General features: G+C 34.1%; 9 protein-coding genes. All 9 read left to right on the top strand.

Annotated features, from left to right (window positions below):
- The first annotated feature begins 98 nt into the window (after positions 1–98).
- The 9 genes from NH26_RS23090 (at position 99) to NH26_RS23050 (ending at position 17988) form a co-directional block, all read left to right on the top strand.
- Positions 99–4184 (top strand): hybrid sensor histidine kinase/response regulator transcription factor, encoded by a 4086-nt coding sequence (locus NH26_RS23090; RefSeq protein WP_044227667.1) that lies wholly within the window; start codon positions 99–101, stop codon positions 4182–4184.
- Positions 4185–4581: 397 nt separating this feature from the next.
- Complete coding sequence (locus NH26_RS23085; protein ID WP_044227665.1) at positions 4582–6501, top strand: cyanophycinase; 1920 nt, start codon at positions 4582–4584, stop codon at positions 6499–6501.
- Between the two features lie 21 nt (positions 6502–6522).
- Positions 6523–9495: a SusC/RagA family TonB-linked outer membrane protein gene (locus NH26_RS23080; protein WP_044227662.1), complete on the top strand. Its 2973-nt coding sequence runs from the start codon at positions 6523–6525 to the stop codon at positions 9493–9495.
- Between the two features lie 13 nt (positions 9496–9508).
- Positions 9509–10888 carry a RagB/SusD family nutrient uptake outer membrane protein gene (locus tag NH26_RS23075; protein WP_158022019.1) on the top strand — a complete coding sequence of 460 codons (1380 nt, stop codon included), beginning with the start codon at positions 9509–9511 and terminating at the stop codon, positions 10886–10888.
- A gap of 164 nt (positions 10889–11052) precedes the next feature.
- On the top strand, positions 11053–12282 hold the full coding sequence (locus NH26_RS23070; RefSeq protein WP_044227657.1) for a PKD domain-containing protein: 1230 nt from the start codon (positions 11053–11055) through the stop codon (positions 12280–12282).
- A 246-nt stretch (positions 12283–12528) separates the two neighbouring features.
- On the top strand, positions 12529–13350 hold the full coding sequence (locus tag NH26_RS23065; RefSeq protein WP_044227656.1) for a cyanophycinase: 822 nt from the start codon (positions 12529–12531) through the stop codon (positions 13348–13350).
- An 11-nt stretch (positions 13351–13361) separates the two neighbouring features.
- Positions 13362–14291, top strand: coding sequence for an isoaspartyl peptidase/L-asparaginase family protein (locus NH26_RS23060; protein WP_044227653.1), 930 nt, complete (start codon positions 13362–13364; stop codon positions 14289–14291).
- Positions 14292–14298: 7 nt separating this feature from the next.
- A complete protein-coding gene (locus tag NH26_RS23055; protein WP_044227650.1) occupies positions 14299–15669 on the top strand; it encodes a YfcC family protein in 1371 nt (456 codons plus the stop codon).
- A 228-nt stretch (positions 15670–15897) separates the two neighbouring features.
- Positions 15898–17988 (top strand): GEVED domain-containing protein, encoded by a 2091-nt coding sequence (locus tag NH26_RS23050; RefSeq protein ID WP_139263255.1) that lies wholly within the window; start codon positions 15898–15900, stop codon positions 17986–17988.
- The last annotated feature ends 75 nt before the right edge of the window (positions 17989–18063 follow it).

Genomic DNA, 18063 nt, shown 5'->3' with positions numbered 1-18063 from the left:
AAAGTATATTTATTAACATTTATTTTTCGTCCAGTAAAACTTTGAGTTTTTTGCTTATGTTTTATAGATTTTTTTATTTATTCTTTCTAACAACATTGATGTTTTTGTCTGTCCATACAGAAACATATGGTCAACATCAGTTCAATTATTTTCGACATATATCTACTTCAGAAGGCTTCTCACTGAATTCCGTCAATTCCATCGATCAAGATGATTTAGGCTTTATCTGGTTTGGTACGAGAAACGGTTTAATGAGGTACGATGGAGTGGAGTTAAAAGTGATGCTTCGTGAAGATGAAGTCACTAAAGGTCAAGGAGTTAATGATATTTTCTCGATTCATATTGATTCCAATGAAAACATTTTATTAGGATCAAAAAGAGGTTTAAGAGAATATAATTATAAATTTGATTCTGTCATCAATTATAACTTGTCAAAACCAGAATCTAATACCGTTTTTGTACGAAGAGTTTTTGATGTATTAACCCTAAATGATCATGAGGTATTACTCGCAACAGATGCTGGAGTAGAATATTATGATAGGCGTACTAATATTTACGTTAGTAACAAAAAGACGAAGGATGAATATTCAATAAGCTCTAGTAGAGTAACTAAAATCTATCAAACAAAAGATGGTACAATATGGGTTGGTACAAAGCAGGGAGTCAATAAAGTAACCTCTATTGATAATGGCAAACTTAAATTCCAAAAATATCTGAATCTTGATAAAGCTAATATTACTGTAAATGATATTTTACAAGATAGTCATGGTAATATCTGGACAGGTACCTCTCAGGGTTTGTTTTGTTTAAAAAAAGGAAAAACCGAGTTTGAAAACTTTGAAAAAATAACCAATCAACAACTATCGAATAAGATTATTCGTTGTTTGACATTAGATCATGACGAAAGATTGTGGGTAGGTACTTATGACGGCGTTAATATAATCAATGAACAATCTAAAATAATAGCAAAATTACAACATGATCCCAAAAATAGTAATGGACTAACGGGGAATAATATTCGTTCCTTATTTACGGATGTTGATGGTGGAATATGGATTGCAACTTATTTTGGAGGGATAAATTATTGGTCTGATCAGTTACTAAGTTTCGAAAGATTTGAAGAGAAAAATGGTACTCAATTAAGCTATAATGTAGTCAATACTATTGTTAAGGGAGCCAATGATGATATTTATTTTGGTACTGAAAGTGGAGGGGTAACCATCTATGATCCCAAAAATAAAGTATTTTCAAAAATTGATGAACTGAGTTATAATCAGTCGATTGGAGGTGTGAAGACCCTTTTCTATGAAGGTAATAATAAAGTTTGGTTGGGTACTTTTGACAAAGGATTAATTCATCTTGATTTAAAAACTAAAGCTTATAAGATCTATCAATCGAAGGTATCCGATCCCGAAACAATTTCATCCAATAAGCTAATTTCAATTCAGAAAGCCATTGATGGTAAATTATGGATTGGAACAATTAATCGAGGTTTAAATCTTTTTAATCCCAAAACAAATAAGTTTCAGCAATTTAAAGCAACAGATGCTCAACCTAAAATTGCTCATAATAATGTTCGTTCATTATTGATAAATTCAAAAGGTGATTTATACGTAGGAACAGGTTTAGGGCTTTCGATGTTAACTCAGGAAGATTATCTAAAAGGAAATTTAGACTTTCATTTTATGAAAACAATGAAAGTAGAAAATGATAATCTTTATGTAAATGATATCATCGAATCAGAAAATGGAGTGATTTGGTTTGCAGCTCAGACAAGAGGTTTATTTTTCTTGAAAGGCGATGAAATTCATTCTGCAAATCTTGAAGGGATTACGTCTGTGTTCTCTATTGTACAAGGTAAGGACGATGGGAAATTGTGGTTAAGTACAGAAGAAGGTATCGTTTCTTATGATCCGATAACAAAAGCACAGGAATTATTTAATAATGAAAGTGGGGTACTTCCGAATGAATTTAATAGAGGAGCAAGAATGGTTTCTTCTGATGGTAAGATCTATTTTGGAGGTGCATCAGGAGTAACATCATTTCATCCATCTGCTTTAGGTAAGAACAATGAATATGCACCGAATGTAGTATTAAGTGATATTACTTTACTAGGTAATACATTAAAGGTAAACGATGAATATGGTATTCTGAAAAATACTATTGAATATACAGATGAAATTACGTTAGATTATGATCAACATATTTTCACCCTTTCGTTTACCATGCCTAATTACATTTTCCCCGAAAACAAAGAGTTTTCTTATCGATTATTGGGGTTGAATGATACTTGGGTAAGGACATCAAATAATGATGTATCATATGCGATTCAAAAAGGTGGAGATTATATTTTCGAAGTAAAAGGATTTAATAGTCATGGTGTAGAAACCAAAGAAGTCACTAGATTAAAGGTACACCTTAAAGATGCTCCATGGTTAACCACTTGGGCCTATTTCGGATACTGTTTAGTAGTTCTAGCTATTTTTGGCTTGGTCACTTATTTCTTTAAATCAAGGTTAAAATTACAGCATAAGCTTGAAATGGAGACGCAATCATTGACGCACCAAAAAGAAATCCACCAACAAAAGTTACGTTTCTTTACGAACATTTCTCATGAGTTTAGAACACCACTAACTTTAATTTCTGGACCTTTAGAGAAGTTGATTACAGATTATAAAGGACCAAGTTCTGTTTACAAACAATTGCTGGTGATCAAAAAGAATACGGATCAGTTATTTAAGTTGATCAACGAGTTGATGGATTTCAGGAAATTGGAAAACAATCAGGTCCATCTAAAAGCAGCAGAAGGGAATATCGTGAAGTTTATTCATGAGATGTTCTTATCTTTTTCGGAACAAGCCAAATTGCGTTCAATAGAATATACTTTTTCTACAGAAAATGACGAGATTTTGGTCTTTTATGATAGAGACCAATTAGAAAAGGTATTATATAATCTAATATCAAATGCATTTAAGTACACCTCACCTAAAGGTAGTATTGCTGTAAATGTATCTGTTATCAATGATCAATTAAATATTAGTATTAAAGACAGTGGTATTGGTATATCAACTAAACATCTTGATAAGATTTTTGACAGGTTCTATATGGCTACAAATGAAGGCAATAGAACAAAGAAAAGAAATGGATCGGGTATTGGTTTAGCGATTGTTAAAGACATTGTCGACTTGCATAAAGGAGATATACGTGTTGAAAGTGAAAAAGGAAAAGGAAGTAATTTCATTATCAATTTAAAGTTTGGACATAGTCACTTTACCAGTGAAGAAATTATAGAAAACTTTAAAGATAGCGAAGATATTACCCAGTATACTGATGCGGAAGGATACATGGATGATGTGAAAAATGCGGTCTTGGAATTAGAGGAAGATACTAATCAAAATAACGATGATCTACCTACAATTCTTGTTGTAGAAGACAATCCAGACATTATCAACTTTATTCATAATATCTTATGTGCCGAATATAAGGTGTATCGTTCTGAAAATGGAGCAGTAGGATTCCAACAGGCGTTATCTGTTCAGCCGGATTTAATAATAAGTGATGTGATGATGCCCGTCATGGATGGAATAGAATTATGTTCTAAAATCAAATCAGATGAAAGAACAAGCCATATTCCTGTGATGTTATTGACGGCAAGAACCTCATTAATTTATAAGATCAATGCGTTAGAATCTGGAGCCGAAGACTATCTCAGTAAGCCTTTTGAGGTAAAAGAATTGCTTCTGAAGTGTAAGAACATGATTAAAACTCATTCTTCAATCAAGAAGAAGTTTATTGAGAGTGGAGCCACTCCTGAGAAGGAAGAAAAAGTAGATTCGGTTGATGAGGTATTAATGAATAACGCGATCAAGTTTATTAAAGAGAACATTGAGAATCAATTCTTAAACATTAATTACTTGTGCGAAGAATTAGGTATCAGTAGATCGTTATTATTTACCAAGTTTAAGGCTTGGACTAATCAAACGCCGAATGAATACATATTGAATGTAAGAATGAAAAAAGCGGCAACGCTCATCGAACAAGGAAAAGTAAATATATCTGATGTTGGATATAAAGTAGGCTTTAAAAGTGCAAACTATTTTTCTAAATCATTCAAAAAGCATTACTCTATGAGTCCTAAAGAATATGCAAGTAAGTTTAAAGAAAGCTTGGGTATAGATGAATAAATTACACGTTTTTTGATGAATTTCAATATCAAGAAAATGAAGGTATACAACTAGTAAACTCTTTGAAAAAGAAAAGGGTAACGGGTAAATTGAGGTGACAGCTTCAGTTTACCCGTTATTTATTTCCTGCGTTTTGACAGGAAATAAATTGAATTTTAACAAGATGTGAATAAAAAATAACAAAGCTCTTGCTTCATTTATTTTTATTTACTTTATTGCGTTAAGATAAATTAAATAATGACTTTCAATTCAAGAAACATATCGCATTTTATTTTAACTTGTAAAGACCTAGGTTTACAAGGATTACAACCCATATTCAACTGCTGATTAAGGATTCCTACCTCTCTTTTTTAATTTTTTCATATCTCTTTTTTTAATCATAATTCAATTTTGGATCATGAGACAGTATACTATATTTTTAGCTGTCTTTGTATCTTCATTGTTTTGTTCCTCTTTATTTGCTCAGTCACCTTTATTGTTAGTGGGTGGCGGTAGTGAAGAAAATGGTGGTTGGTCAGATTCTCCATATAAGTGGTTTGTAGAGCAATCATCGAACAAAAAAATAGCAATTATCTCATACACTGATGTGGAAAGTGATTGGTTAAGCAATTATTTCATATCTCTTGGAGCAGAAGAAGCAAAGGACTTCAAAATTGATCGTACAGGAGCCAGAAATACTCAATTAATAGCCGAATTAGAGGCATTTGATGGGTTTTTCTTCAAAGGCGGCGATCAAAATAAATATTATAACTTTTACAACAACACGGCTTTTAAGTCACTATTAATTGATAAAATAAACGAAGGTGCCGTATTAGGAGGTACTTCGGCAGGTATGGCAATTTTATCTTCTGTAGTTTATACAGCTGATAATGGAAGTTTATATCCAGAAGATGGTTTAACCTCTATGGATGCAAGATATTTTACTTTTGCAGATGATTTCCTTCAGGTATTACCAAACACTCTAGTAGATACTCATTTTGCTGAGCGTGGTAGAATGCCACGTTTAATTAGTATGCTTGCATATTGGAAAATACACCATCCGAACAAAAAATTATTGGGTATCGGGGTGGATGATCGTACAGCATTGTGTATAGATCCAGAACAATTAGGCAAAGTGTATGGTACAGGAGCTGTTACATTTATCTCTTTAAATGAGACACATAACATTGCTAAAACTCTACCTTTAGATGTAGCAAATACTACTTTAATTAGTTGTGTTGAAGGGCAAGAATTTGATATAATACGAAAGAAAAAAACATCTTCAGAGAGAAGTAGTAAATTGTATAATTCTAATATTTATGCAAATACAGTTACTTTGCTGAATGGAAAAGAGTATTCTTCTCAAATCGAAGAGGCTGTGTCATCTAAAACACTTGTTATTTATGATGGTATAAAACAATCGATAGATATTTCAGAGGGGAACAAAACGTTGTTTGTTGATTTAAGGAAGCTACCTAATACTGATTTACTTAGATTTAAATCACAATTACAAGAAGTAAAAAAAGTAGTACTCTTACCCTTTGATAGTTCATTTATTGAAGACTTCAAAGATCAAACATCGGTAATGAATTGGCTTTGGAATACTATGAAATCTAGTACTACTGAGGTTGTAGTTTACAACGAAGCCATCCCTTTTATAGGGGAAAAGTATCCTTTAAATATTTATTCTAAAGACAATGCAGCCTACAGCGGTTCTTTAACTTACAAAGCTGGCTTAGGATTATTGGATAACACAATGGTCTTTAGAGATCTATACGCAGACAGTGATTATAATGAAAATACAGCTTCGATTTTTCAAGAGACTTTATTTTCAGAAGACATTAACTGGAGTGTAGGTTTAACGGATGATTGTGAGATCAAATTTCAAGTAAACGAGAAACAGTGGGAGATTATTTATGAGGGGAAACAATCTTCGATAATCGCAGAAAATAAAACAACAGATTACTCTGAAGCTAATAGTCGTAGAGCCATAGTGGGGTATGATTCTATATCAACTCATGTGATATATACATCTACGTTATTACTTCAAGAAGTTAATTTTGAAAATTACCAACCGACATTTAAAGATGTTGTAATTAATACTCTCTCTTCATCTGAAAGATCGTTGATACATTGGAAGAACGATCAATTATTTTTTGATAACCGAGCAAATAGAAATGTTCAATTAATTGATCTTCAAGGTAAAATTCATAAAGAAATATCAACCGATCAATTAACTACGGATCTTCCTTTACCAGTAAATCAACCAATGATTATTAAGGTAATAGATCTCTCTTCTCAAGAACAAACAACATTAAAAATATTAAGAAATAAGTAAGGGTAGCCAAGCTTAATTATTATGAAACTTTCAAGTCTATTTATAACATCTCTTTTACTCTTCTTTAGTTTTGGAATAGTAAAAGCACAGGATTTTACCGTGAATGGTATAGTAAATTCTGATGTCGATAAGATGCCTATTCCCGGAGTAACTGTTTTTATTAAAGGAACTTCCAATGGTAGTGTCACTAATATCGATGGGAAATATAGTATCCTGTTAAAGGAAGAAGATAAAGGGAAAACCTTGGTCTTTAATCACATTGGTATGATCAATCAAGAATTTATAATTGGAGATCAAACACAATTAAATGTGAACCTAATTCCTGATATGGAAGAATTAGAAGAAGTAACTGTAGTGGGTTATTCATCAGAAAGTAAAAAGCTTTTAAGTTCTTCTCTACAATCAGTTAATAGTGAAACATTAAAGGATTTACCGGTAGCAACTTTAGATGCTGCTTTAGCAGGTCAAGCTTCAGGGGTACAAATTAACTCCAATTCTGGTACACCAGGAAGTGCACTTTCGGTGAGAGTACGTGGTGTAGGATCGGTAAATGCTGCCAATCAACCTTTATATGTAATAGATGGTATTCCCGTTATTTCTGAAAATAGCTCGCAACTGAGTTTTAGTGGTCAAACAATTTCAGCATTGTCAGATTTATCTCCTTCAGATATAGAATCGATTACTGTATTGAAAGATGGAGCTGGAGCTGCAATTTATGGATCAAGAGCAGCCAATGGGGTTGTTTTAATTACTACTAAACGAGGATCATCAGGTAAAACAAAGATTTCCTTCAATGCCTTTGGTGGTGTTCAACAAGTGTATAAACGTTTGGATTTATTGAACAAGCAACAATGGTTTGAGTTTAAAAATGATCAGTTAGGAGTAGAGAAATATACGCAAGAATATATTGATAATTATCCTCATGATACCGATTGGCAAAATGAAATATACAGAGATGCACCAATGGCATCTTATGATTTGTCTTTACAGGGAGGAAGCAATAAAACAAGCTTTTACTTATCAGGAAGCTACTTTATGCAAGATGGTGTGATCAAAGGAAGTAGCTTTGATAGAACCAATATTAGAGCCAATATTGACCATCATTTTTCTGAAAAAGTAAAATTAGGAACAAGTTTGCAGTTCGGTATGTCAGAAAACGATCGTATCGAAGGAGATCAATCTTTGAATGCACCGCTTCCTAATGCGTTGTCTTTACCGGCCATTTATCCAGTATATAATGAGGATGGTTCTTACAACGAAGATGGACCCTATGCAAACCCTGTTGCTATTGGTAATGAAACAATTAACAAGGCATATACTTACAGAGGTTTAGGTAATGCTTATTTGGATATTGCTTTATTAGAAGAGCTTACATTTAGAACACAAGTTGGTTTTGATTATTATCATTTAAGAGAGCATAGTTATGACCCTGTGACCACACGTCAAGGTGCTTCTTATAACGGATTAGGTTTTAGTGCCAATAACACTTCTATTAACACTACAGTAAATGCAACATTACAATATGTAAAAACATTTAATGATAGACATAGAGTAGATGTATTAGCAGGTTTTAGCTCGGAGAGTTATACAAATAGAAGTAATTACATTAGGGGTCAGAACTTTTCAAGACCAGAATTTCAATACATTACTTCTGCCTCTGAAATTATTGAAGCAGATAGTTATGGTTTAGATAGAGGGCTGAATTCGTTCTTTGCGAAAGCCAATTATAGCTTTGCTAACAAATACATTTTTGCCTTTTCAGTAAGAAGAGATGGATCTTCTAAATTTGGTAATAATAATCGTTACGGTACTTTCCCTTCTGCATCTGTGGCATGGAGAGTAATCGAAGAAGGTTTTATGAGTTCATCAGATGTGGTTTCTGATTTTAAGATTAGAGGTAGTTACGGTTTAACGGGTAATGATGCTATTGGCGATTTTAGATACCAAGCATTGTACAGCTCGGGAGCAGATTATAACGGACAACCTGGTATTGCTCCTTCTCAACTTCCAAACGAAGACTTGAAATGGGAAACGGTAAAACAAATGAATATTGGTATTGATTTGGGTTTCTGGAATGATCGCCTAACACTGACCACAGAGGTATATCAGAAGGCGACAACAGATATGTTATTATCTAGACCTTTACCTCCAACATCGGGTTTCTCATCAGTAATTTCTAATATTGGAGAAATGAGAAACCAAGGGGTAGAACTCTTATTAGGGTATGAAATATTTAGAAAGAGTGACTTCAATTGGAAAGCATCATTTAATATTTCAACTTATAGAAATGAAGTGGTTAAATTATATAATGGTCAGCCTATTGATAATATTGGTCGTGGTAATAATAGAATTGAAGAAGGTAAACCTATCAGTATTTTCTATGGATATAAATCATTAGGTGTAGATTCTTCTACAGGTGATATTGTCTTTGCAGATCTAAATAATGATGGTGAAATTACTTCAGAAGATAGAACTGAAATTGGTAACCCTCACCCAGATTTCTTTGGTGGTTTTACCAACACTTTAAAGTGGAAAAATATTGACCTAAACGTCTTCTTACAATACTCAATAGGAAACGATATTTACAACGGTACACGAGTTTACTTAGAGTCGATGAAAGGAGAAGACAACCAAACTACAGCCATCTTAGATCGTTGGAGAGAGCCAGGTGATGTAACATCAATTCCTAGAGCCACTGCCAATGATCCTAACAATAACAATAGAGCTTCTAACAGATTTGTTGAAGATGGATCTTACTTAAGATTAAAGAATGTTACGTTGGGTTATACCTTACCTAAAACGATTACTAAAAAAGTGTTTATCGATAATTTAAGAGTGTATGTATCGGGTCAAAACCTATTTACACTAACAAATTATTCAGGAATGGACCCAGAAGTAAATTACGCAGGAGACGACGGAGTAAGAATGGGAACCGACTTCTTTACTTACCCGAATGCTAGAGTTTACACTGCAGGTTTAAATGTATCATTCTAATCAAAAAGAAATCATGAAGAAATTACTTTACATAGCAAAAATTGCCCTGGTTTTCTTTCTATTTGGATGTGAAAGTAACCTGAATGTACAGCCAGTAGCTTCTATTGATGCTAACGAAGCAATTAAAGACGCTAACGGATTAAATTCTGCTTTAAATGGCTTATACAACGATTTTCAATCGGACAGTTATTACGGAAGAGATTTATTTATTTTAAATGAATTATCTGCCAATGACGGGAAGAGAACTGGTACCTCATTGGATTATCAACAGTTTGAAAATCATTCTATTTTGAGTGATAATGCAAATATTGAAAGTCTATGGTCGAGTGCCTTTGGAGCCATCAATACGGCTAATAATATTATTGAAAGGGCGACTCCAATAGAAATGGATGAAGCAACAAAAGAAAATATTATTGGAGAAGCGTATTTCCTTAGAACTTTAGCCCATTTTGATATGGTGAAGTTATACGGTGGGATTCCTTACAAATCTAAATCTACACAAGGTGTTTCTGATGAAATTAACGCAGCAAGAATCTCTGTAGAAGAAACGTATAATTTGATGTTAGCAGATTTACTAGTTGCTAAAGAAAAAGTAACAATAGAGAAAGGAAATTTCTTTGTAAATCCCGTAGCAATTGATGCTTTACTTGCTCGAGTAGAATTGTATTACGCTAGTTATTTACTTCAAATGGGAGGAGATAGTGAGGTTCATTTTCAAAAAGCTTTAACCTATGCAGAGGCAGTAATTTCATCGGGTAAGTATGAGTTGGAGCCAGCGTTTGGTGATGTATTTACCACAAAAGAAAATACGGAAGTAATATTTCAGTTGAACTACTCGGCACAAGATAGAAATAGAATGTCTTACTATTTATCGCCGATTTCTTTAGGTGGTAGAGGTGAGGTTACTTTTTCAACATCATTAAAGAATTCTTACAAAGGGAATGATTTGAGATCGGACTTTATCTTCCAAGACTTCCCTACATTAGATGGTTCTGCTACTAGTAAAAGAGTAGCAAAATACCAAGATACAGCTAATGGGGCGGATGCCATCATCATTCTTAGATTAGCAGATATGTATCTAATTAAAGCAGAAGCACATTTTATGTTGGAAGGTATTGCCGAACAAGATAAAATACTGGAGGCGATCAACGAAGTTAGATCAAGATCTAACGATCCACTTGTAAATCTTGGTAGTGATCCGCTGAAAACGATTTTAGACGAGAGAAGATGGGAATTCTGCTTTGAAGGTCATCGTTGGACAGATTTAGTTAGAACAGGCAGAGCAACGAATCTATTGGGTATTTCAAAAAATGCCACTTTATACCCGTTGCCTCTAAAAGAGATTCAAACTAATACCAACATTAATCAAGAGGATCAAAATCCAGGATATTAATTCATGTATTAAAAGATTGTTTCAAAATATTTTATTGAATATGAGAAGAAAGTCAGGTGTTCTTTAATAGTGAACGACTGATGAGTATTCCCTATATCGATGGAATGTATTGCAATCACTTATTTCAATAGATGTTCATCAAATTCAAAAATTAATTATAAACTATGAAAGCTTATTCTAACTTAATTCTTAAGTACTTATTGGCAATTTTGCCACTTTCTGTACTATTATTTACAGGGTGTTCAGAAGATGATGAAGTACCTGCATTAGCTAGTGTTGTCGCTAAATTTGATTATGAAGTATCTAATGAGAGTGTTGCACCAGCAACAGTAACTTTTACAAATACTTCTATTGCTGCAACCACTTATAAATGGGATTTTGGTATCGAAAATGCCACTTCAACAGATGAGAATCCAGAATTTACTTACGAAGATTTTGGTACTTATGAAGTAACTCTAATTGCAAAAGCAGATGACAATAGAGTAGATTCTACAAAACAAACAATCATAATCAAAGATCCTCTTGGAGGTAAAAAACCTACGCTATATTATACAGATAGAGCAACAGGTATGATTCATATGATTGTATTGGATGGTGCAGAAACACCAACAATCCAATCTTTTGGAGAAAACCACGTAAAACCTTATGGTATAGTTACTGATTTAGAGAACGAAAATATTTATGTTGTTGATCAGGATGCTGAATTGATGTATCAATATGATGCTTTAGTGAATGGAACAAAATCTGTACTTTTAAATGTAGCTGATTTAGGTGATAAAGAACATATGATGTATTACCCTGCAGGAGTTAAAATTATTGAAGGTAGATTATATTGGGGTGCTGAAGGAGGAATTTATACTTCTGCTTTAGACGGGTCTGATTTAAAAGCTTTTGTTGAATTTACTACTGATACTGGTTTCTTAGAAGGTTCTCTTCCTTTAGGTTTAACATATGATGCAGAAAACCAAGTAATCTATTTTGTAAATGATGCGTATGATTACAGCGGTGGTATCTATAAAGTAAATTTAGATGGTACTGGTTTAGAAGAAATAGCTGAAGGTGTAGACGCCGGAGATGTTTCTTACTTAGATGGGAAATTATTCTACTTTGATTATAGTACATCAAAAGGTACTATTTATGATATAGCTTCTGAGGCGAAAAATGAATTTGTAGATTACCCATCAAATTTCGTTTGGGGTACGATTGTAGATCCAATAACAGAAAAAATTTATTGGACTGATAGAGGTGATAGTGATGATGGAACTGATGGTAAAATCTATTCTGCTAACCTTGACGGTACAGAAATAGAAGTAATATTAGACATCACTAATGCTCCATCTGTTGACGGTACTCCAATTCTAAGACCATACGCTTTAGGGTTAGGTTTATATTAATTCACTATTTATGGTGAGTTCCTAAACAGAATAAAATAGATGAGAATGAGATTGTCTCACAAATCATATTTATCAACATAACTCTACATAATAATAGTAAGGGAGTTGAATTAATGTAGTAGACCATCTCATTCTCTATCAAAATTTAGAGACTAGTTCTTATTTCTATAGATCAATTTCATTTTGATTTTATAGGAGTGATAAGAAAACCAAAATGTTTGCACTTCCATAAAACAAGACTATAAAATGATTAAAAAACATCAATTCTTACTTTTTATCATAGGTTTGATATCAATGTCTTCCTTCGGGCAAGGGAAACTTTTTATCATAGGAGGAGGGAAACGCCCACCAGCTTTGATCAAGAGAATGACAGAAGAAGCGAAGTTAAAGGAAGGTTACGGAATTGTACTTTCTATGTCGAGCGGAGAGCCTGATACATCAAGTTATTATGGAGTTCTTCAGTTTAAAGAACTTGGTTTTAAGAATGTGTCCTCTATGTTTTATACAACGGAACAACCACCTTCAGCTACAGCCTTGGATTCCATTCGAAATGCCTCTTTGATTTACATCACTGGGGGAGATCAAAATCGTTTTATGAAACGTATTGAACAAACAGGTATTTACGAAGCCATTCATCAATGTTTTGACAAAGGAGGAATGATCGCTGGTACAAGTGCTGGAGCCGCTGTGATGAGTGAATTAATGATCACTGGAGATGAAAGAAATTATCCTGATTATGACGACACTGGCAGATCAATAGAAAAGAATAATTTGATATATGGCAAAGGTTTAGGAATGATGAAAAATGTGATTATTGATCAACATTTTATTCAAAGAAGTAGGTACAATCGTCTGTTTACAGCAGTGATTGAACATCCTAAAATGTTAGGTATTGGTATCGATGAATCTACGGCTATTTTAGTACATCAAAATACCTTTGAGGTAGTAGGTGTAAGTCAAGTGATATTGGTGGAAAAGCCGAAGAAAATAGATTCAAAAGATACAAAATTCAGCACTGAGAAAATCAGCGTAAGCATTTTAAAAAGTGGTGATAAAATAAAATTATAAGAAAGAGTTTCATGAAAAATAAATTTGCTCTAGCAATACACGGAGGGGCAGGAACACTATTGCCTTCTGAAATTACTCCAGAGAAAGAAGTAGAAATTAATCAAGCACTACAAGGAGTTTTATATGAAGCTAAAAAGTGTCTAAAGGAAGGAGGGTCAGCAGTAGACGCGGTAGAAATTGCAGTATCAGCTTTAGAAGATTGCCCATTATTTAATGCAGGTAAAGGTGCGGTAATGGCACATGATGGCACTTTTGAAATGGAAGCATCTATTATGTCAGGGAAATCTTTAGAAGCAGGTGCAGTTGCTGGAATCAGAGGGATTAAGAACCCAATTCAACTGGCCAAAAAGATTCATGATGATGAAAATTTTGTGTTCTTACATGGGCAAGGAGCATTAGATTATGCTAGAGATTATAAAATGGAAGAAGTAGAAGACGATTATTTCTTTACAGAGTCTCGACATAAGCAATGGTTATTGGCGAGAGAAACGAATCAAATGCTGGTAGATCATGATGGAGAGCGTAAGTTTGGAACTGTTGGTGCTGTAGCTTTGGATCAAGAAGGTAATTTAGCTGCAGCTACTTCTACAGGTGGTTTAGTAAACAAAAGATTTGGACGTTTAGGGGATAGTTCTGTGATTGGTTCAGGAACGTATGCTAACAACGAAAGTTGTGCTGTTTCTTGTACAGGTTACGGTGAGTTTTTCTTAAAAGCGACAGTGGCAAGAGATATAGCCGCACATATGGAATTCGGACAGCGAAAGCTAAAAGAAGCTACTGATATTGTAGTCCATAGAAAACTAGTAGATATGCAAGGTGAAGGTGGTGTCATAGCCATTGATCATCAAGGAAATATTGAACTATCTTTTAACTCAGAAGGAATGTATAGAGGTTGGACATCATCTGATGACGAAAAATTAAACATCGCTATTTTCAAGTAATATTGTCATGAGGAAGCTACCAGATACTTTAGTAATTTCATCAACTATTCTCGCTTTTTTTATAGGGTTAACATGGATTATATCTGCAGGGGAATATCAAAGAGAGATGGTAGAAGGTCGTAATTTACTGATTCCAAATACTTATCAAGTGGTAGAGGCACAGCCACAAAGTATCGCTTCTTTTTTTACTGCACCTATTGATGGGTTTGTTTCAGCAGCAGAAATTATTGCCTTTATTTTCATAGTAGGTGGAGCTTTCGGAATGCTTACACAAACCACTGCGATAGAAGCCGGATTACATAAGTTAGTACTTTGGAGTAACAAAAAGAAAGCGTATAAAAAGATGCTTATTCCTTTTATCTTTATTTGTTTCTCGGTAGCTGGGGCTACTTTTGGGATGTCTGAAGAAGTCCTGATTTTTATTTTGATTACTATCCCTATGGCAAAAGCGATGAAACTCGATACTATAGTCGGCGTAGCCATTCCTTTTGTAGGGGCAGGGGTTGGTTTTGCTGGAGCAATCAGTAATCCGTTTACTATCGGAATTGCTCAAGGAATTGCAGAAATACCTTTGTTTTCAGGATGGGAATATAGAATTTTTGTTTGGTGTGTGTTTACCCTTATTGGAATGATATATATTATGTATTATGTATCAAAAATTGAGGGTAAACAAAAGGATGATTTACAGCCAAAGCAAGAAAAAGAAGTAGACTTACAAGAAAAAGTCATTCCTTTTAATAGAAAAAAAGGAACGGTAGTAGCACTCTTATTTTTGGGCATTATTGTCCTTGTAATCGGGGTAACCAATTTTGGGTGGTATATGACTGAAATAGGTGCTTTATTCTTTGTTATCGGATTCATAGCTTCAATTATTTGTGGAACTTCAGCAAATAAAATGAGTGAGAGTTTTATAAAAGGAGCAAAAGAAATGATGACTGCAGCTTTAGTTATTGCCTCTTGTAAAGGTATTTTGATTGTTGCAACTGAAGGAAAGATTATTGATACTATTTTGTATTCAATAACAGGTCTTTTAGATGGACTTCCGAAGTTTGCCGCAGCAGAAGCAATGTTTGCCTTTCAAAGTATTTTAAATACGGTATTACCCTCTGGGTCTGGTCAAGCTGCCTTAACTATGCCAATTATGGCACCTTTAAGTGATTTATTAGGTATCTCAAGACAAGTGGCTGTTTTAGCATTCCAATTTGGAGATGGTTTAACAAACTTAATTATCCCTACAAGTGGAGTAACCATGGGTGTCCTATCAATAGCAAAAATACCGTATAATGTCTGGGTAAAATGGATGGCACCATTATTACTTTTATTAATGTTTGCCGCAGGAATTTTATTAGTTGGACCGCTCTACTTTAATCTATTATAATCAAGAAGATATTTAAGATTACAACATACACATACTAACTATAAATAAGCATCTTTTCGATGATAGAATTGATTTTAATTCACCTTTAAATTCATTTTTAAGGGGGAGGAGAAGTCATTCTTTTACAACAACAAGACAGTTCTGGGGCGAAGTTCTCTAGGGCAAATGGGACATGTTACTACGAGAACGATGCCCCTAGGATTGTCTCAACACTTAAATATTACAATGATGAAAATTAACAATTACTTTTACGTAAAGGCTAGTTTGGTAGTCTTATTCATTCTTTTTACATCACTATCTTTTGGGCAAGGGTATAACTTCTCTTTAGAAGGAGGTACCTGGAATGGGCATGGAAACACCAACAATCAACAAGCAACAATGCTAGTAGGTGGAGCAGAAGTTGGAGGAGATGGTGAGGTAAATGCAACCCAATGGTTTCTTAACCAATCTGGTGGAGGAGATTATTTAGTTCTTCGTACTGATGCAGTTGGTAATCAAGCTTCCTGGGTGTGGAGTAACTTTAATAACTCAATCAGTTCAGCTGCAGAGTTATCTATAACCACTGTGAATGGAGCAAATAATGCTACGGTAGCTCAGTATATCAGAGATGCTGAGGCATTATTTATTGCAGGAGGTGATCAAAGAGAATACATGGATCTTTGGAAAGGAACTGCTGTGGCAGAAGCAATTAATTATTTGATTAATGTAAAGAAAGTACCCATTGGAGGTACGTCAGCAGGTATGGCAATTATGGGTGGTGCGTATTATGCACCAAGTTCATCAGGAGTTCTTACGTCAGAAATTCTGAACAATCCCTTTCATTCGTATACTGTTAACTCTTTCTTTTATAATGACTTTCTCCAAAATCCCTTCCTAAATAAAGTCATAACTGATACACATTTGGATAGAACCCATGGTACAGGAAATGAAAATCGATATGGTCGTGCTTTTGGTATGTTAGCAAGAACAATTAGTGACCAAAATGATCAACAACGTTATGCAATTGCCTGTGATGAAGCCACTTTTGTTTGTATAGATGCTACTGGTAATGCCAAAGTTTTTGGTGATGGTGGACAATCACAATATCCTACAAAAGCTTATTTTATGGTAGGGAATTGTGCCACTCCTGAAACTATTTCTTCAGGTCAACCTTTGGTTTGGAATAAAAATGGGGAAGCAGTAAAGGCATATGTTATTCAAGGTTCGGTCAACGGAAATGGCAACTCATTTAATTTAAACGATTGGAAAACAGCGTCAGGTGGTGGATGGTTAAATATGTATACAAATAATGGTTATACGGGATTTAATTACACTAATGGGAGTGGTGCTTCTATTGGTGCAACCCCCCCTTCTTGTAGTGGTGGAGGAACCCCACCAGCCACATGCGATACTCCAACTTTAAGCATTGGAACGAGTACTTCTAATACAATTTCTTTGAGTTGGAATAACACAGGAGCCAATGATTATAAGTTACGTTACAGAGAGGCCGGAACAAGTTCATGGACGACCCTTACTCTTGGTACAACATCAACTACTATAAGCGGGTTACAGGCTTCAACTTCTTATGAATTTAGAATTAGAAGTATATGTGGTTCAGATCAGAGTAGTTATTCGCCAATACAATCAGCATCCACAAATGGTGGATTACAATATTGTAGCTCAAATGCCAACTCAACTTCTTATGAATTTATTGATGAAATTGGGATCGATGGTAATTACTCTTTCTCTGGAAACGATAACGGATATGGAGATTATACTTCTGTTAGTTTTAATTTGAACCAAGGCGGTAATCATACTTTCTTTTTAGATCCGAATACTTCTTCAAGAGAAAGAGTTGTCGTTTGGATAGATTATAATCAAGACGGTGTATTTGATGAAAACAGTGAAGAAGTTCTTTACAAACAGACAAGACGTTCTTTTACATCAAGTTTTACAGTACCCAATAATGCAGTGTTAGGAGCCACTAGAATGAGGGTTTCAATGCAATATGCTTCTGATGGCTACCCATATCCATGCGATGTTTTAGATTATGGTGAAGTAGAAGATTACACAGTTGTTATCTCGAATAGTTCATCACAAAGACAAGGAGGGATTGTCAATTTAGATCATGGAAGTTTGGCCTATCCAAATCCAACAGAAGGTCAACTTTACTATCCTACTTCAGAAGAAGTAACTTTGATAGTCACCGATGCATTAGGTAGAGAACTAAAAAGGAAAAACACAAATACAATAAACATATCAGATCTTAAAAGTGGATTATATTACCTCAGAATAATTGAAGGAGGCAATGAATCTATTCAAAAGATCATCAAAAATTAATTAAAGATATAACTCTTCTTACTTGTTTAGTGAATCCAATCGCATACAGTTTTTTATTAAATGCTAAACTGGTTT

It is taken from the genome of Flammeovirga pacifica, assembly GCF_000807855.2.
In the GTDB taxonomy this organism is placed as follows: domain Bacteria; phylum Bacteroidota; class Bacteroidia; order Cytophagales; family Flammeovirgaceae; genus Flammeovirga; species Flammeovirga pacifica.
This window is presented reverse-complemented; position numbering and strand designations above follow the sequence as displayed.

Excerpts from the sequence above, each read along its gene's own strand:
- NH26_RS23090 (WP_044227667.1), top strand. The coding sequence starts at position 99 with ATGTTTTTGTCTGTCCATACAGAAACATATGGTCAACATCAGTTCAAT.
- NH26_RS23085 (WP_044227665.1), top strand. The coding sequence starts at position 4,582 with ATGAGACAGTATACTATATTTTTAGCTGTCTTTGTATCTTCATTGTTT.
- NH26_RS23080 (WP_044227662.1), top strand. The coding sequence starts at position 6,523 with ATGAAACTTTCAAGTCTATTTATAACATCTCTTTTACTCTTCTTTAGT.
- NH26_RS23075 (WP_158022019.1), top strand. The coding sequence starts at position 9,509 with ATGAAGAAATTACTTTACATAGCAAAAATTGCCCTGGTTTTCTTTCTA.
- NH26_RS23070 (WP_044227657.1), top strand. The coding sequence starts at position 11,053 with ATGAAAGCTTATTCTAACTTAATTCTTAAGTACTTATTGGCAATTTTG.
- NH26_RS23065 (WP_044227656.1), top strand. The coding sequence starts at position 12,529 with ATGATTAAAAAACATCAATTCTTACTTTTTATCATAGGTTTGATATCA.
- NH26_RS23060 (WP_044227653.1), top strand. The coding sequence starts at position 13,362 with ATGAAAAATAAATTTGCTCTAGCAATACACGGAGGGGCAGGAACACTA.
- NH26_RS23055 (WP_044227650.1), top strand. The coding sequence starts at position 14,299 with ATGAGGAAGCTACCAGATACTTTAGTAATTTCATCAACTATTCTCGCT.
- NH26_RS23050 (WP_139263255.1), top strand. The coding sequence starts at position 15,898 with ATGAAAATTAACAATTACTTTTACGTAAAGGCTAGTTTGGTAGTCTTA.